A 19425-nucleotide genomic window follows, 5' to 3' on the forward strand; every position below is an offset into this window, starting at 1 on the left:
CGCAGCCCCGACTGGGGGCAGCGCTCGGACGCGATCTGGATGTGCGGCGGTTTGATACGGGTCTGGCGCGCCGAGCTCGAAGAGCCGCTCCAGAAAGGACGTGGCCGCCTCGCGGAGCCGGGGCTCCGGGTCCTGGAGCTGGGCGCCGACGAGCCGGACGACCTCCTCGTACCGCCCGCGCCAGACCCGTATCAAACCGCCGCACATCCAGATCGCGTCCGAGCGCTGCCCCCAGTCGGGGCTGCGCAGCTGGGCGAGGATCAGCGCGATCCGGTCGTCGACCCGGTCGTCGAGCGCCGCGTGCAGGGTCCGCAGCAGCTCCTCGGTCCACGGGGCGGGCCGGCCTGCGGCGTGCTCCTCCAGGAGCTCGCGGACCTGTCCGATGAGGGTCGGGGTCGCGGTCCGCTCCGTGCCGGGGGCGGTCGGACGGTTCGCCGAGGTCCGGATCTCCTCCAGGAGCCCCGTCACCCACGGCACCACGTCGTCCGGGATGTCGCCGGGCGCGCAGCGCGCCCGCTGCGCGAGGGCCGCGAGCCGCAGCCCGGGGTCCTGCGCGGCGCGGGCGAGCCAGTCGAGCCAGTCGACGGTCTCGGCGCGCAGCGAGGCGTGCCGCAGGGCGATCCGCCCGACGGCGGCCACCAGCGCGAGCCGCACCTCGGTGTCGCGCTCGACGGTGAGCCGCTCCCGCAGCAGGGACAGCACCCGGGCGGGCTCGGGGTGCAGCGAGGCGAGCGCGCACGGCGCGGCGAGCCGCACCTCGGGGTCGGGGTCCGAGACGAGGCCGAGGAAGACGTCGGCTCCGGCGGCGATGGCGGCGGCGGCCATCGCGTAGTTGGCGGCGGGGATGAACTCCTCGTCGTCGGAGCCGAGTTCGTCCAGTTCCTCGTCGTCGTCGAGCTCGATCCCGCCGATGCTGGTGAGCAGCTCGACGATGCAGCCCCGGTCCTGGACGCCGGGGTCGGCGACGAGTTCGAGGAGGAAGGGGATGCAGGCGAGCGTCGAGTCGTACACGTCGCCCTGGTGGTGCACCGCGCCGTACATGCCGTCGAGGGCGGTCTCCCGCTCCGCGGGGTCGGCGGAGGCGAGTCCGCGGAGCAGCTCCGGCACGTCGTCCGCGGGGCCGTACGCGTGCCCCAGCGAGGCCCAGTCGACCTCCTCGATCCCCGTCAGCATTGCCAGGCCGCCTTCCCCGTGAGCGCTGTGCCAGGCAGCAAGTGTGCACCACAGGACGGACAACAAAGCCGAACCGTCCACACCTGCCTTGCCCGGAGCGCCCGTTGCGGTCTCTTTGCGCCATGTACGCTGCGGAGCAAGGCAGTTGCGGTCGGTGTCCGTACGGGCGGCGCGCCGGTGCCGTACGAAGGGGGCGGGGCCGCCGCGCACGGCGCGAGCCCCCTCACCCGCCCTTGCCCTTCCTCCTCCCCCACCCCTCCGAGCGGACGCGGACGAACGCCGCCGTCTCGCGCCGCCCCCGGCCCGGCGCAGCTCGACCGGGAGCGGCGGGTCCACCCACCGCGCCGGCCCGTGCTCCGGGTCCTCCACGAGGGGCCCCGCGCGATCGCCCGCCGGCTCCCCGAACTCGCGGGACTGTGCCGGGGCCAGCCGGGGCGGGGTGGTCGGGGCGCGGCCGTCGGGGATCTGTACGGCAGGCGCCCGGGGCCGCGCGGGCGGGCCGACGAGAGCGAGCGGCGGGGCACCGCTCCTGTCCGCGTGGCGGATCTCGCGCCAGGCCCGGGTGGAGCCCGCCCGGCAGGGCGGGTCGAGCCGCTTTACGACGACGCCCTCGACGCCCGCGCCCCGCAGGTGCGCGGCGATGTCGGGGAACTCGGAGGTCAGGTCCCGGCGGGAGCGGGAGCGGAGGACGACCTGGCCGGCGTCGAGGCCGAAGGCCAGGGTGCGGAACCCGTCCGGCTCGGCGGAACCCGACCGGCTTGAGGGAGCACCGCAGCTCCCGGGGCGGCCCCGCCTGCGCGGGGATCTCGGCGGCGGGCCGGGGCGCATGACGTGCGACGGACGACGCCGGCACGACCACCGGCCCGCCGGGGGCGGGGCGGCCGGGGCGGGCGGGCCCGGCCCCACCACCCCACGATCCGAAGCCGCACCACCCCCACCACCCCCACTCCCACCCTCTGCACCGCCCGCGTGCTCACCCTCCCCACCGCCCCCGGGCTCCGGTCATGGGACGACTCCTGCCCGTTCGGGCGCGAAGAGCGGCTTCATGAGGCCCCGTACCGCTCCATACGTGGCGCGATGTCGCCCATGAGAACGGCGAGCGGAGCGGGGTCGGCAGGGCCTCCGAAAGGGGCGGCGCAGCGCACGGCCTGAAGCGTCCCGACCCGAGAGCGGTCCGTCACTCAACTGCCCCAGAAGTTCACGCATCACTCAAACGCCCCAGAGAACCCCAAGCCCCCCAGTGGCCCCTCCAGGGGGCTTCGTGCTGCCCGAATCTGGGCAGAGGGGGTCGCGATGCCCCCGAACTCGCCGCATAGCGAACAGAGTTCACCGTCCTTCGGGCAACACATGGTCAAATTCTTGTTGCAGACCTGTCAAACAGGCGATTTCGCTGGCACGCTCACAGCCGCAACACCCCCACCCCCACAATCCCCACGCTTTTCAGCGAAGGAGCCCGCGTGACCCGCCAGCAGTCTTCGTCCCGCCGCACCACCGCCCGAGCCGCCGCGCTGATCGCCTCGGCCGCCATGGTCGTCGTCGGTGTCCAGACCGGATCCGCCAACGCCGACACCCAGCGTGAGGCCGGTGCCACGGCGGTCCAGCTGTCCGGCCCCCAGCGCGCCGCCGCCATCCACGAGGCGCAGGGCGAGGCCGCGGCCACCGCCCGGGCCATCGGCCTGCAGGCCCAGGAGAAGCTGGTCGTCCGGGACGTCGTCAAGGACGCGGACGGCACCGTCCACACGCGCTACGAGCGCACCTACGAGGGCCTCCCGGTCCTCGGTGGCGACCTGGTCGTCCACCAGAAGAAGTCGGGCGCCCGCTCCACCACCAAGGCGACCTCGGCCCGCATATCCGTGGCGAGCACGACGCCCGCCGTCGAGCGCGCCGCCGCCGGCAAGGCCGCCCTCGCCTCCGCCGCCAACGCGAAGGAGGCCGTCGCCTCCGCCCGCAAGGTGATCTGGGCGGCCACCGGCAAGCCGGTCCTCGCCTGGGAGACCTTCGTCACCGGCGTTCAGAAGGACGGCACGCCGAGCCGCCGCCAGGTCGTCACCGACGCCACCACGGGCAAGGAGCTGTTCTCCACCGAGACGATCGAGACCGGCGTCGGCAACACCATGTACGCCGGCCAGGTCACCCTCGGCACCTCGGGCTCGTACACCCTGACCGACGCCACGCGCGGCGGCCACAAGACGTACGACCTGAAGGGCGGCACGTCCGGCCAGGGCACGCTCTTCACCAACTCCACGGACACATGGGGCAACGGCCTCGCGAGCAACCGCGAGACGGCGGCCGCGGACGCCCACTACGGCGCGGCGGTGACCTGGGACTTCTACAAGAACGAGCTCGGCCGCCTCGGCATCCGCGGCGACGGCGTCGCCGCCTACTCCCGCGTCCACTACGGCAGCGCGTACGTCAACGCGTTCTGGGACGACTCCTGCTTCTGCATGACCTACGGCGACGGCATCGGCAACACCCACCCGCTCACGTCCCTCGACGTGGCCGGCCACGAGATGTCCCACGGTCTGACCGCTTCCACCGCCAACCTCCGCTACAGCGGCGAGTCCGGCGGCCTGAACGAGGCGACCTCCGACATCCTCGGCACCTCGGTCGAGTGGTACGCCAACAACTCCGCCGACGCGGGCGACTACCTCATCGGCGAGAAGATCGACATCAACGGCAACGGCACGCCGCTCCGTTACATGGACAAGCCCAGCAAGGACGGCAAGTCCGCCGACTACTGGTCGAAGTCGGTCGGCCGCCTGAACGTCCACTACTCCTCGGGCCCGGCCAACCACTTCTTCTACCTGCTCTCCGAGGGCAGCGGTTCGAAGACCATCAACGGCGTCGCCTACAACTCGCCGACCTACGACGGCTCCACGGTGACCGGCATCGGCCGCCAGGCCGCGTACAAGATCTGGTACAAGGCCCTCTCCACCTACATGACCTCCTCCACCGGCTACGCGGGCGCCCGCACGGCCACCCTCTCGGCCGCCGCCGACCTCTACGGCACCGGCAGCACCCAGTACAACGCGGTCGCCTCCGCCTGGAACGCGATCAACGTCAAGTAACCGCACCTGACACAGACGGAGGGCCCCGCCCCGGCACACCCGCCGGGGCGGGGCCCTCCGCCTGCCGGGACCGCCCTGCGGGCGCGGGCTCGGTTGCGTCGACGCGGTGTCCAGGCATGGAAGGCGAACCGCACCGGCTGGGCGGAGAAGCACCTGATGCAGCGCCTGGCGAAGTCGGGCCGGGACGTCGACGCGGTGATCGCCGTGCACGCCGCCGACCTCGCACCGAACGGCCGCACCCACCTGCTCATCGCCCGGGAACCGGACACCACCGGCCGTACCGCCGAAGCCCTGGAACGGGCCGAGCGCGGCATCCGCGCCACCGAGGACCTCGCCGCGGCCGACACCGCCCTCGTCGACCACTACACACGGACGGGCCGGCTTCCCGACGCCGCGACCACTTCTCCGCCCGCCGCACCCTGCTCACCTACCAGCAGCTGCGCGCCGCCGCCCGGGCCGCCACGCTCACCCACCAGACCGGCAACGCCCCCACGAGCGGCTCGTCAGCCTGCTGGTGAGCATCCGCGACCGCCACCACCGCCTCGGCACACCGGACGACTTCACCACGTACGTCGATGACGGCATACGGCACGCCCGCACATACAACAAGACCCCGCGCTCAGCGTTTCCGCTGATCACGGGGTCTCTTGGCACTTCCTGCGAAGTGCCCCCGGCAGGATTCGAACCTGCGCACACGGCTCCGGAGGCCGTTGCTCTATCCCCTGAGCTACGGGGGCGTCCGCCGTGTTTCTCGGCGACGGGTAGAACCCTACCAGCTCTCCGGGCGTGCCTGTGAACAGGTATTTCCAGGGCGTCACCGGGGGGTCGGTCGCCCGCACGGGTCAGAAGTGGGTAAAACCCGGACGCAGCCGTGGGGGGCGGCCTACTCTCGTTCGTGTGTCAGGCGTGTCCGGTCGGGTGCTCGTTGTCGATGACAACAAGGTGATCCGCCAGTTGATCAGGGTCAATCTCGAGCTCGAGGGGTTCGAGGTCGTGACCGCGGCCGATGGTGCCGAGTGTCTGGATGTCGTGCATCAGGTCTGTCCTGATGTCGTCACCCTGGACGTCGTCATGCCCCGCTTGGACGGGATCAAGACGGCCGAGCGGCTGCGGTCCGACCCGCGGACCAGTCATCTGCCGGTGGCGATCATCAGCGCCTGCGGCGAGCGCGAGGTCGGTGGTGTCGCCTCCGGGGTCGACGCCTTTCTCGCCAAGCCCTTCGAGCCCTCGGAGCTCGTGCGCGTGGTGCGGCAGTTGATGCACCGCGAGCGGCGGGAGCGTCCCGAGGCGGCCGGCCCCGACGGGGGAGAGGAACCTGCCGCAGTCGAGGGGCTGCGGGAGCAGGACGACCGGTGCGCCGACGTGCCGGGAGCGCGCGCCAGGTGATCTGAGGTCGCGGTCCCGCATGGCGAAACCGGTTCGCGTTCCGACCCCCCTCCTCCCCTAGGCTGGTCCCGTGACCCCCGCGGACCTCTCCCTCACCGTGCAGCACGCCGTGCGCCGTGCGGTCGACGACGGTGCGCTGCGGGTCGACGTCCCCCCGCGGGTGAAGGTGGAGCGGGCCCGGCCCGGTGGGACCGGGGAGTACGCCAGCAGCGTCGCGCTCAGCCTTGCCCGGCCCGCCGGGCGCACCCCCCTCGACGTCGCGGAAATCCTTCGGGAGCGGCTCCGTGAGAGCCCCGGGATCCTCGCCGTCGACATCACCGGGCCCGGATTTCTGAACTTCACCCTTCGCGCCGATGCCGGTGGTGATCTCGTACGGGCGATCCGGGACGCCGGGTTCGCGTACGGGCACGGCACCGCTCTCGCCGGGACCGTCGTGCGGTTCGCCGAGGTGCCCCAGGGGCGCGCCTCGGTCGTGACCGAAGTCGTGCTGCGGCTGCTCCGGAGCCAGGGGGCCGATGCCTCCTTCGGCGGGGACGAGCGGATCCCCGTGCGGGGTGGGGAGTACCGGCCCGATCTCCTCGGTGTCGACGCGGGGCGGTGGGCTCTGTTGCGGGCCGCGAGCCACGATCGGGTCCTCGACGGGGCTTCCCTCCTCGTCCAGCACGAGCGCAATCCCCTTTTCCGCGTGCGGTACGCCCACGCGCGCGTGAAGCGGCTGCTCGTCAATGCGCTGCAGCTCGGCTTCACCCCTTCGTACGATGCCGACGTCCACGCACCCGAGCTCCTCGGCGTCCTCGGCGACCACCCCGCCGTCCTCCTCGCCGCCGCCCGCCACCGCGCCCCCGACCGGGTCGCCCGGCACCTGGAAGCCACCGCCGACGCGCTGCTCGCGTTCCAGCACACCGTGCTGCCGCTCGGCGACGAGAAACCCTCGGCCGCCCACCGCTCCCGGCTCGCGCTCGCCGAAGCCGCCGGGACGGTGCTCGCCGGTGGCCTGTCCCTGCTCGGCATCAGCGCACCCGACCAGATCTGAAAGAGCCAGTCGTCATGAGCCGTTCCGCCCACCCCGCCGGGCCCCGTCACGCCGATGTCCTTCCCGAGGGGCACTACTCCGCGCCGCCCGCCGACCTCAACCACCTCGACCCCAAGGTCTGGGCCCGGACCGTGGGCCGGGACGAGCGCGGGGTCGCCACCGTCGGCGGGATCGCGGTCGACGCCCTCGCCGAGGAGTTCGGCACGCCCGCCTACTTCCTCGACGAGGCCGACTTCCGCGCCCGCTGCCGCGCCTGGGCCGACGCCTTCGGCAAGGACGCCGACGTCTTCTACGCGGGGAAGGCGTTCCTCTCCCGGGCCGTCGTGCGGTGGCTCAAGGAGGAGGGGCTGAATCTCGACGTGTGCTCCGGTGGGGAGCTGAGCACCGCGCTCTCCGCCGGGATGCCCGCCGAGCGCATCGCCTTCCACGGGAACAACAAGAGCGAGGAAGAGATCCGCCGGGCCGTCGAGGTCGGGGTCGGGCGGATCGTGCTCGACTCCTTCCAGGAGATCGTGCGGGTCGCCCACGTCGCGCAGGCGCTGGGGAAGCGCCAGCGGGTGCAGATCCGCGTCACCGTCGGTGTCGAGGCGCACACGCACGAGTTCATCGCCACCGCCCACGAGGACCAGAAGTTCGGCATCGCGCTGGCCGGCGGGCAGGCCGCCGAGGCCGTGCGGCGGGCGCTCAAGCTCGACGGGCTCGAGCTCATCGGGATCCACTCCCACATCGGGTCGCAGATCTTCGACATGGCCGGGTTCGAGGTGTCCGCGCGGCGCGTCGTCCAGCTGCTCGCCGAGGTGCGGGACGAGCACGGCGTCGAGCTGCCCGAGATCGACCTCGGGGGCGGGCTCGGCATCGCGTACACGTCCGAGGACGACCCGCGCGAGCCGCACGAGATCGCCAAGGCGCTGAGCGAGATCGTGACGCGGGAGTGCGAGGCCGCCGGGCTGCGGACCCCGCGGATCTCCGTCGAGCCGGGGCGGGCCATCGTGGGCCCCACCGCCTTCACCCTGTACCGGGTCGGCACCGTCAAGCCGCTCGAAGGGCTGCGGACGTACGTGAGCGTCGACGGCGGCATGTCGGACAACATCCGCACCGCGCTCTACGACGCCGAGTACAGCGTGAGCCTCGTCTCGCGGACCAGCGAGGCCGAGCCGATGCTCTCCCGCGTCGTCGGCAAGCACTGCGAGAGCGGCGACATCGTCGTACGGGACGCCTTCCTGCCCTCGGACCTGGCGCCCGGCGACCTCATCGCCGTGCCGGCCACCGGCGCGTACTGCCGCTCCATGGCCAGCAACTACAACCATGCGCTGCGGCCGCCCGTCGTCGCCGTCCGCGACGGCGAGGCGCGGGTCGTCGTCCGGCGTGAGACGGAGGAAGATCTCCTGCGTCTCGACGTCGGCTGAGGAAATCGTCGCGTGGTGAAATAGTCGAGTGATGAAATAGATGTCTCAGGATCCGGACGAGGGGCTGAATCCCCCGTCCGGTGAGTGAGACTGGTTCCACCGTAGAAATACGACGACGAAGTAGTACGAGAAACGAGGTCGGATGATGCGTACGCGTCCGCTGAAGGTGGCGCTGCTGGGCTGTGGAGTGGTCGGCTCAGAGGTGGCGCGCATCATGACGACGCACGCCGACGACCTCGCCGCGCGCATCGGCGCGCCGGTCGAGCTCGCCGGCGTGGCCGTCCGCCGGCCCGACAAGGTCCGCGGGGGAGTCCCCGCCGAGCTGATCACCACCGACGCGACCGCCCTGGTCAAACGCGGGGACATCGACGTCGTCGTCGAGGTCATCGGCGGGATCGAGCCGGCCCGCACCCTCATCACCACCGCCTTCGAGCACGGCGCCTCCGTCGTCTCGGCCAACAAGGCGCTGCTGGCCCAGGACGGCGCGAGCCTGTACGCCGCCGCCGAGCAGCACGGGCAGGACCTGTACTACGAGGCCGCCGTCGCGGGGGCCATTCCCCTCATCCGGCCGCTGCGCGAGTCCCTCGCCGGCGACAAGATCAACCGGGTGATGGGCATCGTCAACGGAACCACCAACTTCATCCTCGACAAGATGGACACCTCGGGCGCCGGGTACTCCGAGGCGCTCGACGAGGCCACCGCCCTCGGTTACGCCGAGGCCGACCCGACCGCCGACGTCGAGGGCTTCGACGCCGCCGCCAAGGCCGCCATCCTCGCCGGGATCGCCTTCCACACGCGCGTGCGCCTCGACGACGTCTACCGCGAGGGCATGACCGAGGTCACCGCCGCGGACTTCGCCTCCGCCAAGCAGATGGGCTGCACCATCAAGCTGCTCGCGATCTGCGAGCGGGCCGCCGACGGCGGGTCCGTCACCGCGCGCGTGCACCCCGCGATGATCCCGCTCAGCCACCCGCTCGCCTCCGTCCGCGAGGCGTACAACGCGGTCTTCGTCGAGGCGGAGGCCGCCGGGCAGCTCATGTTCTACGGCCCCGGGGCGGGCGGCTCGCCGACCGCCTCGGCCGTGCTCGGCGACGTCGTCGCCGTCTGCCGCAACCGTCTCAACGAGGCGACGGGCCCCGGCGAGTCCGCGTACACCCAGCTGCCCGTGAGCTCCATGGGCGAGGTCGTCACGCGGTACCACATCAGCCTCGACGTGGCCGACAAGCCGGGCGTCCTCGCCCAGGTCGCGACGGTCTTCGCCGAGCACGGCGTGTCGATCGACACCGTCCGTCAGACGGGCAAGGACGGCGAGGCCTCCCTCGTCGTCGTCACCCACCGCGCGCCCGACGCCGCCCTCTCCGGGACCGTCGAGGCGCTGCGCAAGCTCGACACCGTGCGCGGTGTCGCCAGCATCATGCGTGTTGAAGGGGAGTAAGGACCCATGACCCACAAGGGCACCCACCAGTGGCGCGGCATCATCGAGGAGTACCGGGACCGCCTTCCGGTCACGGACGCGACGCCGGTCGTCACGCTCCGTGAGGGCGGCACGCCGCTCGTCCCCGCTCAGGTCCTCTCCGAGCGCACGGGCTGCGAGGTGCACCTCAAGGTCGAGGGCGCCAACCCCACCGGCTCCTTCAAGGACCGGGGCATGACCATGGCCATCACCCGGGCCAAGGAGGAGGGCGCCAAGGCGGTCATCTGCGCCTCCACCGGCAACACCTCCGCCTCGGCGGCGGCCTACGCGGTCCGCGCCGGCATGGTCTCGGCCGTCCTCGTGCCGCAGGGCAAGATCGCGCTCGGCAAGATGGGCCAGGCCCTCGTGCACGGTGCGAAGATCCTCCAGGTCGACGGCAACTTCGACGACTGCCTGACCCTGGCCCGCAGCCTCTCCGAGAACTACCCGGTGGCGCTGGTCAATTCGGTCAACCCGGTCCGCATCGAGGGCCAGAAGACCGCCGCGTTCGAGATCGTGGACATGCTGGGCGACGCCCCCGACATCCACGTCCTGCCGGTCGGCAACGCGGGCAACATCACGGCGTACTGGAAGGGGTACCGCGAGTACGCCGAGGACGGTCTCGCCACCCACCGCCCGCGCATGTGGGGCTTCCAGGCCTCCGGCTCCGCCCCGCTCGTGCGCGGCGAGGTCGTCAAGGACCCGTCGACGATCGCCACCGCGATCCGCATCGGCAACCCGGCCTCGTGGGACTACGCGATCGCCGCGCGCGACGAGTCGGGCGGCTTCATCGACGAGGTGACGGACCGTGAGATCCTGCAGGCCTACCGCCTGTTGGCCGCTCAGGAGGGCGTCTTCGTCGAGCCCGCCTCGGCCGCCTCGGTCGCCGGTCTGCTGAAGGCCGCCGCGCAGGGCAAGGTCGACCCCGGCCAGAGGATCGTCTGCACGGTCACCGGGAACGGCCTCAAGGACCCCGACTGGGCCGTCGCCGGTGCGCCGCAGCCGGTCACCGTCCCGGTCGACGCCGCGACCGCCGCCGAGCGCCTCGGTCTGGCCTGAAAACAGCCAAGGCCCACCGGTTCCTGATCGGGTGAAACCCGATCAGGAACCTACATAGGCGCACAGGATGGCTCGCGACACGCATCGTGCGCCTCCTGTGCGCCCTATGTCGCCACGGAACCTTCCTTCGATAGGCTGTACCGAACCCGCCCCGACGCATATGCGCGGTGTCGTTGCCGTTGTCGCCCCCCGCGGCCGAAACGGCCCCCGGGTCCCCGAGTACTTCTCTTGAATACCCGTTGTCTGAAACACCGTTTTCGCGATCAAGGAGAGTCAACGAGCGATGGCCGGTCCAGCGTTCCGCGCCGCCGCCGTACGGGTGCGCGTCCCCGCCACCAGCGCCAACCTCGGCCCGGGCTTCGACGCCTTCGGCCTGTCGCTGGGGCTCTACGACGACGTCGTCGTCCGGGTCGCCGACTCCGGGCTGCACGTCGACATCGCCGGTGAGGGCGCCGAGACGCTCCCGCGCGACGAGAGCCACCTGCTCGTACGCTCCCTGCGCACGGCCTTCGACCTGCTCGGCGGACAGCCGCGCGGCCTCGAGGTCGTCTGCGCCAACCGCATCCCGCACGGCCGCGGCCTCGGCTCCTCCTCCGCCGCCATCTGCGCCGGCATCGTCGCCGCCCGCGCCGTGACCATAGGCGGGGACGCCAAGCTCGACGAGGCCGCCCTCCTGGAGCTGGCCACCGAGATCGAGGGCCACCCCGACAACGTCGCCGCCTGTCTGCTCGGCGGATTCACGCTCGCCTGGACCGAGGCCGGCGCCGCGCGGGCGATCAGGATGGACCCCTCGGATTCCATCGTTCCGGTGGTTTTCGTCCCCGGAAAGCCCGTACTGACCGAGACCGCCCGCGGACTCCTGCCGCGCACCGTCCCGCACGTGGACGCCGCCGCCAACGCCGGGCGCGCCGCCCTCCTCGTCGAGGCCCTGACCCGCCGCCCCGAGCTGCTGCTCGCGGCCACCGAGGACCGGCTGCACCAGGAGTACCGGGCCCCCGCGATGCCCGAGAGCATCGCCCTCGTGAACCGGCTGCGCGCGGACGGCGTCCCCGCGGTCATCTCCGGCGCGGGCCCCACGGTCCTCGCGCTGGCCGAACACGGGACGGCCGACAAGGTCGCCCGCCTCGCGGGCGAGGGCTGGGCCGCGAACCGGCTCGACCTCGACGCGTCCGGAGCGAGTGTCCTGCCGCTGGCGCCCTAGGCGTGTGGCGGCCGGGGCGCCGGGCAGCGCCTCGGACAGGAGATTGCCGGTGAGGGAGAGGGGGAATGTTTGTTGGAGCCGGTAGTGTTAACCTCAAGTCTGCACCCGACCTCTTTGTGGAGCGGTGCGGAGTGTCCCCATCAGGGACCACCCTTCTTCCGGGAGCCTCCCCAACTGCCTGAGCAGCCTGCCTGAGCAGTTTCGAGCACGCTCCGGAACCGGCACGACACCCCTCGCTCTTCTTTCGAGCCGAGGGCCGAGCAGGGGGCGCTCGGGCCGGACCCACAGCACGTTTTCTCTCTCCGCCGTACCCGGCGGGACCACCGCCCCGGACACGGTCCACGAACCAGGACCCTGCCGGACAGCACAACCGGTCGCCGAGCCAGATGGCCGACGTCCGCTCCAGGGAAGGACCCTTCGTGAGCGACACCACCGATCTGATGGGCGTGACTGCCGACAACAGTGTCGACACCGCCGCGCCCGCCGCAGGTGCCACCGGCACCGCACGGCGCCGCCGCTCCGGCACCGGCCTCGAGGGCATGGTCCTGGCCGAGCTGCAGCAGGTCGCGTCCGGCCTCGGCATCAGGGGCACCGCGCGGATGCGCAAGAGCCAGCTGATCGAGGTCATCAAGGAGGCGCAGGCCGGAGGCTCCGCCGCCCCCGCCAAGGCCGCCGACGCCGCCGAGACCAAGCCGAAGCGCCGCGCCACCTCCAAGGCCCGCACGGGCGAGGCCGCCGAGGCCGCCGCGCCCAAGGCGGAGAAGGCCGAGAAGGCCGTCACCCAGCAGCAGATCGACATCCCGGGCCAGCCTTCCCCCAAGGCCTCGGCTGCGCTCGACCAGGGAGGCGCCCCCACCGACGACGCCCCGGCCGGTGAGCGCCGTCGCCGTCGCGCCACCGCCCCCGCCGGTTCCCCGGAGGGGGAGGCCAAGGCCGAGGCCGTCCAGGTCGTCAAGACCGAGGCCCGCACCGAGACCCGCGAGGCCAAGGCCGAGCCGCAGGCCGAGGCCGTCGCCGACGGCGTCGAGGGCCGAGGCCGTCGCGACCGCGGCGAGCGGGGCGAGCGCGGGGAGCGCGGCGACCGCCGTGACCGCCGTGACCGCCAGCGCGACCGCAAGGGCGACGAGCAGCAGGGCGGTGGCCAGGGCGGCCAGCGCCAGCGCCAGGGCGGCCAGGGTCAGCAGGGCGGCCAGGGCCAGCAGGGCGGCCAGCAGGCCGGTCCGCAGGACGACTACGACGACGAGGCGGGCGGCCGTCGCGGTCGTCGCGGTCGCTACCGCGACCGTCGTGGCCGTCGTGGCCGTGACGACTTCCAGGCCGGCGAGCCGCAGGTCGCCGACGACGACGTCCTGATCCCCGTCGCGGGCATCCTGGACATCCTCGACAACTACGCGTTCATCCGGACCTCCGGCTACCTGCCCGGCCCGAACGACGTGTACGTCTCCCTCGCCCAGGTCCGCAAGAACGGCCTGCGCAAGGGCGACCACGTCACCGGCGCCGTGCGCCAGCCGAAGGAGGGCGAGCGCCGCGAGAAGTTCAACGCGCTGGTCCGCCTGGACTCCGCGAACGGCATGGCCGCCGACTCCGGCCGCGGCCGCCCGGAGTTCAACAAGCTGACCCCGCTCTACCCGCAGGACCGGCTCCGTCTGGAGACCGACCCGGGCGTGCTGACCACGCGGATCATCGACCTCGTGTCGCCGATCGGCAAGGGCCAGCGCGGTCTGATCGTGGCCCCGCCGAAGACCGGCAAGACCATGATCATGCAGGCGATCGCCAACGCGATCACGCACAACAACCCCGAGTGCCACCTGATGGTCGTCCTGGTCGACGAGCGTCCGGAAGAGGTCACCGACATGCAGCGGTCGGTCAAGGGCGAGGTCATCTCCTCGACCTTCGACCGTCCGGCCGAGGACCACACCACCGTCGCCGAGCTGGCCATCGAGCGCGCCAAGCGCCTCGTGGAGCTGGGTCACGACGTGGTCGTCCTGCTCGACTCGATCACCCGCCTGGGCCGCGCGTACAACCTCGCGGCGCCCGCCTCCGGCCGCATCCTGTCCGGTGGTGTCGACTCGACCGCGCTCTACCCGCCGAAGCGCTTCTTCGGTGCCGCGCGCAACATCGAGGACGGCGGCTCGCTGACCATCCTGGCCACCGCGCTGGTCGACACCGGCTCGCGCATGGACGAGGTGATCTTCGAGGAGTTCAAGGGCACCGGCAACATGGAGCTCAAGCTCGACCGGAAGCTCGCCGACAAGCGCATCTTCCCGGCCGTCGACGTCGACGCCTCGGGCACGCGCAAGGAGGAGATCCTGCTCGGCAGCGACGAGCTCGCCGTCACCTGGAAGCTGCGTCGCGTGCTCCACGCGCTCGACCAGCAGCAGGCGATCGAGCTGCTGCTCGACAAGCTCAAGCAGACGAAGTCGAACGGCGAGTTCCTGCTCCAGATCCAGAAGACCACCCCTGGAGCCGGCAACAACGACTGACGCGAGAGCCGCGTCACACGACGAGAGCCGGGCCCTGATCCCGTAACCCCGTCGTGACCTGCGTGAACCACTGCGCCCACCGTGCCCGCACGGTGGGCGCAGTGTCGTTTCCGGCCGGAGCTCGCCCAAACCTCACAGGACCGTATGCAACCCTTTCGGGTGCTTCGCCGTCACAAAAGGTGAATCCTAGGGCTGAGGGAAGACGATGACCGAGCAGAGCAAGAGCGGGCGCACGCGGGGCGCGGGCAGCGGCCGCCGCCGCAAGCAGCCCGCCGGACGACGCAAGGCGCCGATCCTGATATCGGGGGCCGCCGCGGTCCTCGTCCTCGGCGGCGCCGGACTCGGCTACGTGTACCTCAGGCTCGACGGCAACCTCCAGGGCGTCGACATCAACGCCCAGCTCGGCACCGAGCGCCCCCACGACGTCGACAACGGCTCCCTCGACATCCTCGTCCTCGGCTCCGACTCCCGCTCCGGCGACAACCGCGAGTACGGCGAGGACGAGGGCGGCGCCCGCTCCGACACCGCGATGGTCGTGCACGTCTACGAGGGCCACAAGAAGGCGAGCGTCGTCTCCATACCCCGCGACACCCTCGTCACCCGGCCCTCCTGCACCGACGGACAGGGGGGCACCGTCCCCGGCGAGCGGCGGGCCATGTTCAACACCGCGTACGAGGTCGGCGGCCCCGCCTGCGCCGTCAAGACCGTCGAGTCGATGTCCGGCATCCGCATGGACCACTACATCGAGGTCGACTTCACCGGCTTCAAGAAGCTCATCGACGAGCTCGGCGGCGTCGAGATCACCACCACGCAGGCCATCAAGGACGACAAGAGCCACCTCGACCTCGCCCCGGGCACGCACACCCTCGACGGCGAGCAGTCCCTCGGCCTCGTCCGCACCCGCAAGAGCGTCGGCGACGGCAGCGACCTCGGTCGCATCCAGCTCCAGCAGGCCTTCATGAAGGCCTTCATCGACCAGGTCAGGAGCGTCGGCGTCCTCAGCAACCCGGCCAAGCTGTACGGCCTCGCCGACGCCGCCACCAAGGCCATCACGCCCGACTCCGAACTCGACTCGGTCCAGAAGCTGACGGGCTTCGCCAAGGGCCTCTCCGGCATCGGCGCGGGGGACGTCCACATGGTCACCCTGCCCGTCGAGTACGACCCCCGGGACCTCAACCGCGTCCTCCCCCTCGAAGCGCAGTCCCGGCAGGTCTGGAAGGCCCTCGGGAACGACCTGCCGATCCCCGCGTCGGCCACGAGGGACACCGCCACCGGCAAGGCCGACGGCCTCGTGAAGTAGTCCGTCGCAGGGCCGGGAATACCTCCGGACCGACCCCCGTTTTGGGAGATGCGGCCGGTCCTGGCAGACTGGTACGTCGGCCCCGGTTCACGCTGTCCGCAACCCGCGGCGGCGACCCGGCGCCCTCCCGAAACTAGGAGACACCTTGAAGCGCGAGATCCACCCCGAGTACGTCGAGACCCAGGTCAGCTGCACCTGTGGCGCGTCGTTCACCACCCGTAGCACCCTCACCGAGGGCACCATCCGTGCCGAGGTCTGCTCCGAGTGCCACCCGTTCTACACGGGCAAGCAGAAGATCCTCGACACCGGCGGCCGCGTGGCCCGCTTCGAGGCCCGCTTCGGCAAGGCCGGCTCCGCCAAGTAGCGAGCCCCTGCGCCGGTCCTCGGCCGCCCCGCGCGGGCGGCCGGGACCGGCGCTTTGCCGTCCCGTAGCAACTGACGAAAACCCCAGGAGCCCCCGATGTTCGAGGCGGTCGAGGAACTGGTCGGCGAACACGCCGACCTCGAGACGAAGCTCGCGGACCCGTCGGTCCACGCCGACCAGGCGAACGCGCGCAAGCTCAACAAGCGCTACGCCGAGCTGACCCCGATCGTCGCCACCTACCGGGCCTGGAAGCAGACCGGTGACGACATCGAGACCGCCCGCGAGTTCGCGCACGACGACCCCGACTTCGCCGCCGAGGTCAAGCAGCTGGAGAAGGACCGGGAGGAGCTCACCGACAAGCTCCGCCTGCTCCTCGTCCCGCGCGACCCGAGCGACGACAAGGACGTCATCCTGGAGATCAAGGCGGGTGCCGGCGGCGACGAGTCCGCCCTCTTCGCCGGCGACCTCCTCCGGATGTACCTGCGGTACGCCGAGCGCGTCGGCTGGAAGACCGAGATCATCGACGCCACCGAGTCCGAGCTCGGCGGCTACAAGGACGTCCAGGTCGCCGTGAAGACCAAGGGCGGCAACGGCGCCACCGAGCCCGGCCAGGGCGTCTGGGCACGGCTCAAGTACGAGGGCGGGGTGCACCGCGTCCAGCGCGTGCCCGCCACCGAGTCCGCCGGCCGCATCCACACCTCCGCCGCCGGCGTGCTCGTCACGCCCGAGGCCGAGGAGGTCGACGTCGAGATCCACGCCAACGACCTGCGCATCGACGTCTACCGCTCGTCCGGCCCCGGCGGCCAGTCGGTCAACACCACCGACTCCGCCGTCCGCATCACCCACCTGCCGACCGGCATCGTCGCCTCCTGCCAGAACGAGAAGAGCCAGCTCCAGAACAAGGAGCAGGCCATGCGCATCCTGCGCTCCCGGCTCCTCGCCGCCGCCCAGGAGAAGGCCGAGGCCGAGGCCGCCGACGCCCGCCGCAGCCAGGTCCGCACCGTCGACCGCTCCGAGAAGATCCGCACGTACAACTTCCCGGAGAACCGGATCTCCGACCACCGCGTCGGCTTCAAGGCGTACAACCTGGACCAGGTCCTCGACGGCGACCTGGACGCCATGATCCAGGCGTGCGTCGACGCCGACTCGGCGGCGAAGCTCGCCGCAGCGTAAGGCCCCTCAAGCCAGCCCCACCCCCGCACCACGGAGGACCAGCGTGAACCTGCTGCTTGCCGAGGTGGCCCAGGCCACCCAGCGGCTGGCCGACGCCGGCGTTCCCTCACCGCGTTTCGACGCCGAGGAGCTCGCCGCGTTCGTGCACGGCGTCAAGCGGGGGGAGCTGCACAACGTCAAGGACGCGGACTTCGACGCCCGCTACTGGGAGGCCATCGCCCGCCGCGAGGCGCGCGAACCGCTCCAGCACATCACCGGGCGGGCGTTCTTCCGCTACCTGGAGCTCCAGGTGGGGCCCGGCGTCTTCGTGCCCCGCCCGGAGACCGAGTCGGTCGTCGGCTGGGCCATAGACGCCGTACGCGCCATGGACGTCGTCGAACCGCTCATCGTCGACCTGTGCACCGGCTCCGGGGCGATCGCGCTGGCGCTGGCCCAGGAGGTGCCGCGCTCGCGGGTGCACGCCGTGGAGCTGTCCGAGGACGCGCTGGCGTGGACCCGGAAGAACGTCGAGGGCTCCCGCGTCACGCTGCACGAGGGCGACGCGCTCACCTCGCTGCCGGAGCTCGACGGCCAGGTCGACCTGGTCGTCTCCAACCCGCCGTACATCCCGCTCACCGAGTGGGAGTACGTGGCGCCCGAGGCCCGCGACCACGACCCGGAGATGGCGCTCTTCTCCGGCGAGGACGGCCTCGACTTCATCCGCGGCCTGGAGCGCACGGCGCACCGGCTGCTGCGGCCCGGGGGACTCGTCGTCGTCGAGCACGCCGACACGCAGGGCGGCCAGGTGCCGTGGATCTTCAACGAGGAGGCCGGCTGGGTCGACGCCGCCGACCACCCCGACCTGAACAACCGGCCGCGGTTCGCGACCGCCCGCAAGGCGATGCCATGACCAAGTACGACGTGTACGAGGAGGACGGGAACTGATGGCACGGCGATACGACTGCAACGAGTCGACCGACCGCGTGACCGGTCTGCGCGAGGCCGCGTCCGCCGTCCGCCGGGGCGAGCTCGTCGTGCTGCCCACCGACACCGTGTACGGGATCGGGGCGGACGCCTTCAGCAGCGAGGCCGTCGCGGACCTGCTCGCCGCCAAGGGCCGGGGCCGCAACATGCCCACGCCCGTGCTCATCGGCTCCCCGAACACCCTCCACGGCCTGGTCACCGACTTCTCCGAGCAGGCCTGGGAGCTCGTCGACGCGTTCTGGCCCGGCGCGCTCACCCTCGTCGCCAGGCACCAGCCGTCCCTCCAGTGGGACCTGGGCGACAGCCGGGGGACCGTCGCCATCCGGATGCCGCTGCACCCCGTCGCGATCGAACTGCTCACCGAGGTCGGCCCGATGGCCGTCACCTCGGCCAACCTCACCGGCCACCCGGCGCCGGAGGACTGCGACGCGGCCCAGCAGATGCTCGGCGACTCCGTCTCCGTCTACCTCGACGGCGGCCCCACGCCCGGAATCGTTCCTTCTTCCATCGTCGACGTCACGGGCAAGGTGCCGGTGCTGCTGCGCGAGGGCGCGCTCTCCCCGGAGGAGCTCCGGAAGGTCGTACCCGACCTCGAGGTGGCCAGTTGACCGCCCCTGAGGGGCGTGGCATAGCGGGGCACGAAGACAGCGAAACCTTCCGCATCCTCCACGTCAGCACCGGCAACGTCTGCCGCTCGCCGATCACCGAGCGGCTGACCCGCCATGCCCTGAGCGACCGCCTCGGCGACCCCCTCGGCGGCGGCCTGATCGTGGAGAGCGCGGGCACCTGGGGCCACGAGGGCGCCCCCATGGAGGCCAACGCGGAACTGGTCCTCGCCGACTTCGGCGCGGACTACAGCGGTTTCGTGGGCCGCGAGCTCCTCGACGAGCACGTCATCCGCGCCGACCTGGTCCTGACCGCGACCCGCGACCACCGGGCGCAGGTCATCTCGATGGGCCACTCGGCGGGTCTGCGCACCTTCACCCTGAAGGAGTTCACCCGCCTGGTCCGCGCGATCGACCCGGCCACGCTCCCGGACCCGCGCGACGAGGGCATGGTGGAACGCGCCCGGGCCCTGGTCCGCGCGGCCGCGGCTCTACGCGGGTGGCTCCTGGCCCCGTCGGTGGACGCCGACGAGGTCAACGACCCGTACGGCGCCCCGATCACCTTCTTCCGCTCGATCGGCGACGAGATCAACCAGGCGCTGGACCCGGTGGTGACGGCCCTGACGGGCGTCTCGGCCAAGCGCTGACGGCCCGGGCGGGCGCCTCGGCCGGCACTGACGGCCCGGGTGGGCGCCTCGGCCGGCACTGACGGCCCGGGTCGAGGTGGGCGTGGTCGGCGCCGAGGCGGTCGTCACGGG

The 19425-nt window shown here is 71.9% G+C and carries 14 protein-coding genes, 1 tRNA gene and 2 pseudogenes; 15 read left to right on the plus strand and 2 right to left on the minus strand.

Annotated elements, in window-relative coordinates; genetic code table 11:
- Positions 1-1173 (minus strand): annotated as a pseudogene (locus tag ABZ318_RS32965) (PBS lyase); the annotation flags it as partial.
- A gap of 1526 nt (positions 1174-2699) precedes the next feature.
- Between ABZ318_RS32965 and ABZ318_RS32970 the strand changes: the two are divergent.
- On the plus strand, positions 2700-4241 hold the full coding sequence (locus ABZ318_RS32970) for a M4 family metallopeptidase (protein WP_356906128.1): 1542 nt from the start codon (positions 2700-2702) through the stop codon (positions 4239-4241).
- A 93-nt stretch (positions 4242-4334) separates the two neighbouring features.
- Positions 4335-4876: pseudogene (locus ABZ318_RS32975) on the plus strand (hypothetical protein); the annotation flags it as partial.
- 30 nt (positions 4877-4906) lie between these two features.
- Here ABZ318_RS32975 and ABZ318_RS32980 read toward each other — a convergent pair.
- Positions 4907-4978 (minus strand) — tRNA-Arg (locus ABZ318_RS32980).
- 160 nt (positions 4979-5138) lie between these two features.
- Here ABZ318_RS32980 and ABZ318_RS32985 point away from each other — a divergent pair.
- The 13 genes from ABZ318_RS32985 to ABZ318_RS33045 all read left to right on the plus strand — a co-directional run bounded on the left by ABZ318_RS32985 (position 5139) and on the right by ABZ318_RS33045 (position 19314).
- Positions 5139-5627 (plus strand): response regulator, encoded by a 489-nt coding sequence (locus ABZ318_RS32985; RefSeq protein WP_356906116.1) that lies wholly within the window; start codon positions 5139-5141, stop codon positions 5625-5627.
- 70 nt (positions 5628-5697) lie between these two features.
- Positions 5698-6660 carry an ArgS-related anticodon-binding protein NrtL gene (gene nrtL / locus ABZ318_RS32990; RefSeq protein ID WP_356906117.1) on the plus strand — a complete coding sequence of 321 codons (963 nt, stop codon included), beginning with the start codon at positions 5698-5700 and terminating at the stop codon, positions 6658-6660.
- A gap of 14 nt (positions 6661-6674) precedes the next feature.
- Positions 6675-8066 (plus strand): diaminopimelate decarboxylase, encoded by a 1392-nt coding sequence (gene lysA / locus ABZ318_RS32995; RefSeq protein WP_356906118.1) that lies wholly within the window; start codon positions 6675-6677, stop codon positions 8064-8066.
- A gap of 142 nt (positions 8067-8208) precedes the next feature.
- Entirely contained in the window at positions 8209-9501 is a 1293-nt protein-coding gene (locus ABZ318_RS33000) for a homoserine dehydrogenase (RefSeq protein ID WP_356906119.1), read from the plus strand.
- Positions 9502-9507: 6 nt separating this feature from the next.
- Positions 9508-10578 (plus strand): threonine synthase, encoded by a 1071-nt coding sequence (gene thrC / locus ABZ318_RS33005; RefSeq protein ID WP_356906120.1) that lies wholly within the window; start codon positions 9508-9510, stop codon positions 10576-10578.
- A 283-nt stretch (positions 10579-10861) separates the two neighbouring features.
- Positions 10862-11779: a homoserine kinase gene (gene thrB / locus ABZ318_RS33010; protein ID WP_356906121.1), complete on the plus strand. Its 918-nt coding sequence runs from the start codon at positions 10862-10864 to the stop codon at positions 11777-11779.
- A 419-nt stretch (positions 11780-12198) separates the two neighbouring features.
- Positions 12199-14262 carry a transcription termination factor Rho gene (rho, locus tag ABZ318_RS33015; RefSeq protein ID WP_356906122.1) on the plus strand — a complete coding sequence of 688 codons (2064 nt, stop codon included), beginning with the start codon at positions 12199-12201 and terminating at the stop codon, positions 14260-14262.
- A 205-nt stretch (positions 14263-14467) separates the two neighbouring features.
- Positions 14468-15562 (plus strand): LCP family protein, encoded by a 1095-nt coding sequence (locus tag ABZ318_RS33020; protein ID WP_356906123.1) that lies wholly within the window; start codon positions 14468-14470, stop codon positions 15560-15562.
- Between the two features lie 145 nt (positions 15563-15707).
- Positions 15708-15926 (plus strand): 50S ribosomal protein L31, encoded by a 219-nt coding sequence (rpmE, locus tag ABZ318_RS33025; RefSeq protein WP_030321069.1) that lies wholly within the window; start codon positions 15708-15710, stop codon positions 15924-15926.
- A 96-nt stretch (positions 15927-16022) separates the two neighbouring features.
- Complete coding sequence (gene prfA / locus ABZ318_RS33030) at positions 16023-17099, plus strand: peptide chain release factor 1 (RefSeq protein WP_356906124.1); 1077 nt, start codon at positions 16023-16025, stop codon at positions 17097-17099.
- A gap of 43 nt (positions 17100-17142) precedes the next feature.
- A complete protein-coding gene (gene prmC / locus ABZ318_RS33035) occupies positions 17143-17988 on the plus strand; it encodes a peptide chain release factor N(5)-glutamine methyltransferase (RefSeq protein WP_356906125.1) in 846 nt (281 codons plus the stop codon).
- Between the two features lie 34 nt (positions 17989-18022).
- Positions 18023-18670 carry an L-threonylcarbamoyladenylate synthase gene (locus ABZ318_RS33040; protein ID WP_356906126.1) on the plus strand — a complete coding sequence of 216 codons (648 nt, stop codon included), beginning with the start codon at positions 18023-18025 and terminating at the stop codon, positions 18668-18670.
- The gene (locus ABZ318_RS33045; protein WP_356906127.1) at positions 18667-19314 is read left to right on the plus strand and encodes a protein-tyrosine-phosphatase; all 648 of its coding nucleotides are present in this window, start codon (positions 18667-18669) and stop codon (positions 19312-19314) included. Before ABZ318_RS33040 ends, ABZ318_RS33045 begins: the two co-directional genes overlap by 4 nt.
- Positions 19315-19425 lie beyond the last annotated feature (111 nt).

The sequence above is a fragment of the Streptomyces sp. NPDC006197 genome (assembly GCF_040613865.1).
In the GTDB taxonomy this organism is placed as follows: domain Bacteria; phylum Actinomycetota; class Actinomycetes; order Streptomycetales; family Streptomycetaceae; genus Streptomyces.

Coding starts and splice junctions, on each gene's coding strand:
- thrC (WP_356906120.1), top strand. CDS start 9,508: ATGACCCACAAGGGCACCCACCAGTGGCGCGGCATCATCGAGGAGTAC.
- ABZ318_RS32970 (WP_356906128.1), top strand. CDS start 2,700: ATGGTCGTCGTCGGTGTCCAGACCGGATCCGCCAACGCCGACACCCAG.
- thrB (WP_356906121.1), top strand. CDS start 10,862: ATGGCCGGTCCAGCGTTCCGCGCCGCCGCCGTACGGGTGCGCGTCCCC.
- ABZ318_RS33040 (WP_356906126.1), top strand. CDS start 18,023: ATGGCACGGCGATACGACTGCAACGAGTCGACCGACCGCGTGACCGGT.
- ABZ318_RS33020 (WP_356906123.1), top strand. CDS start 14,468: ATGACCGAGCAGAGCAAGAGCGGGCGCACGCGGGGCGCGGGCAGCGGC.
- ABZ318_RS33000 (WP_356906119.1), top strand. CDS start 8,209: ATGATGCGTACGCGTCCGCTGAAGGTGGCGCTGCTGGGCTGTGGAGTG.
- lysA (WP_356906118.1), top strand. CDS start 6,675: ATGAGCCGTTCCGCCCACCCCGCCGGGCCCCGTCACGCCGATGTCCTT.
- prfA (WP_356906124.1), top strand. CDS start 16,023: ATGTTCGAGGCGGTCGAGGAACTGGTCGGCGAACACGCCGACCTCGAG.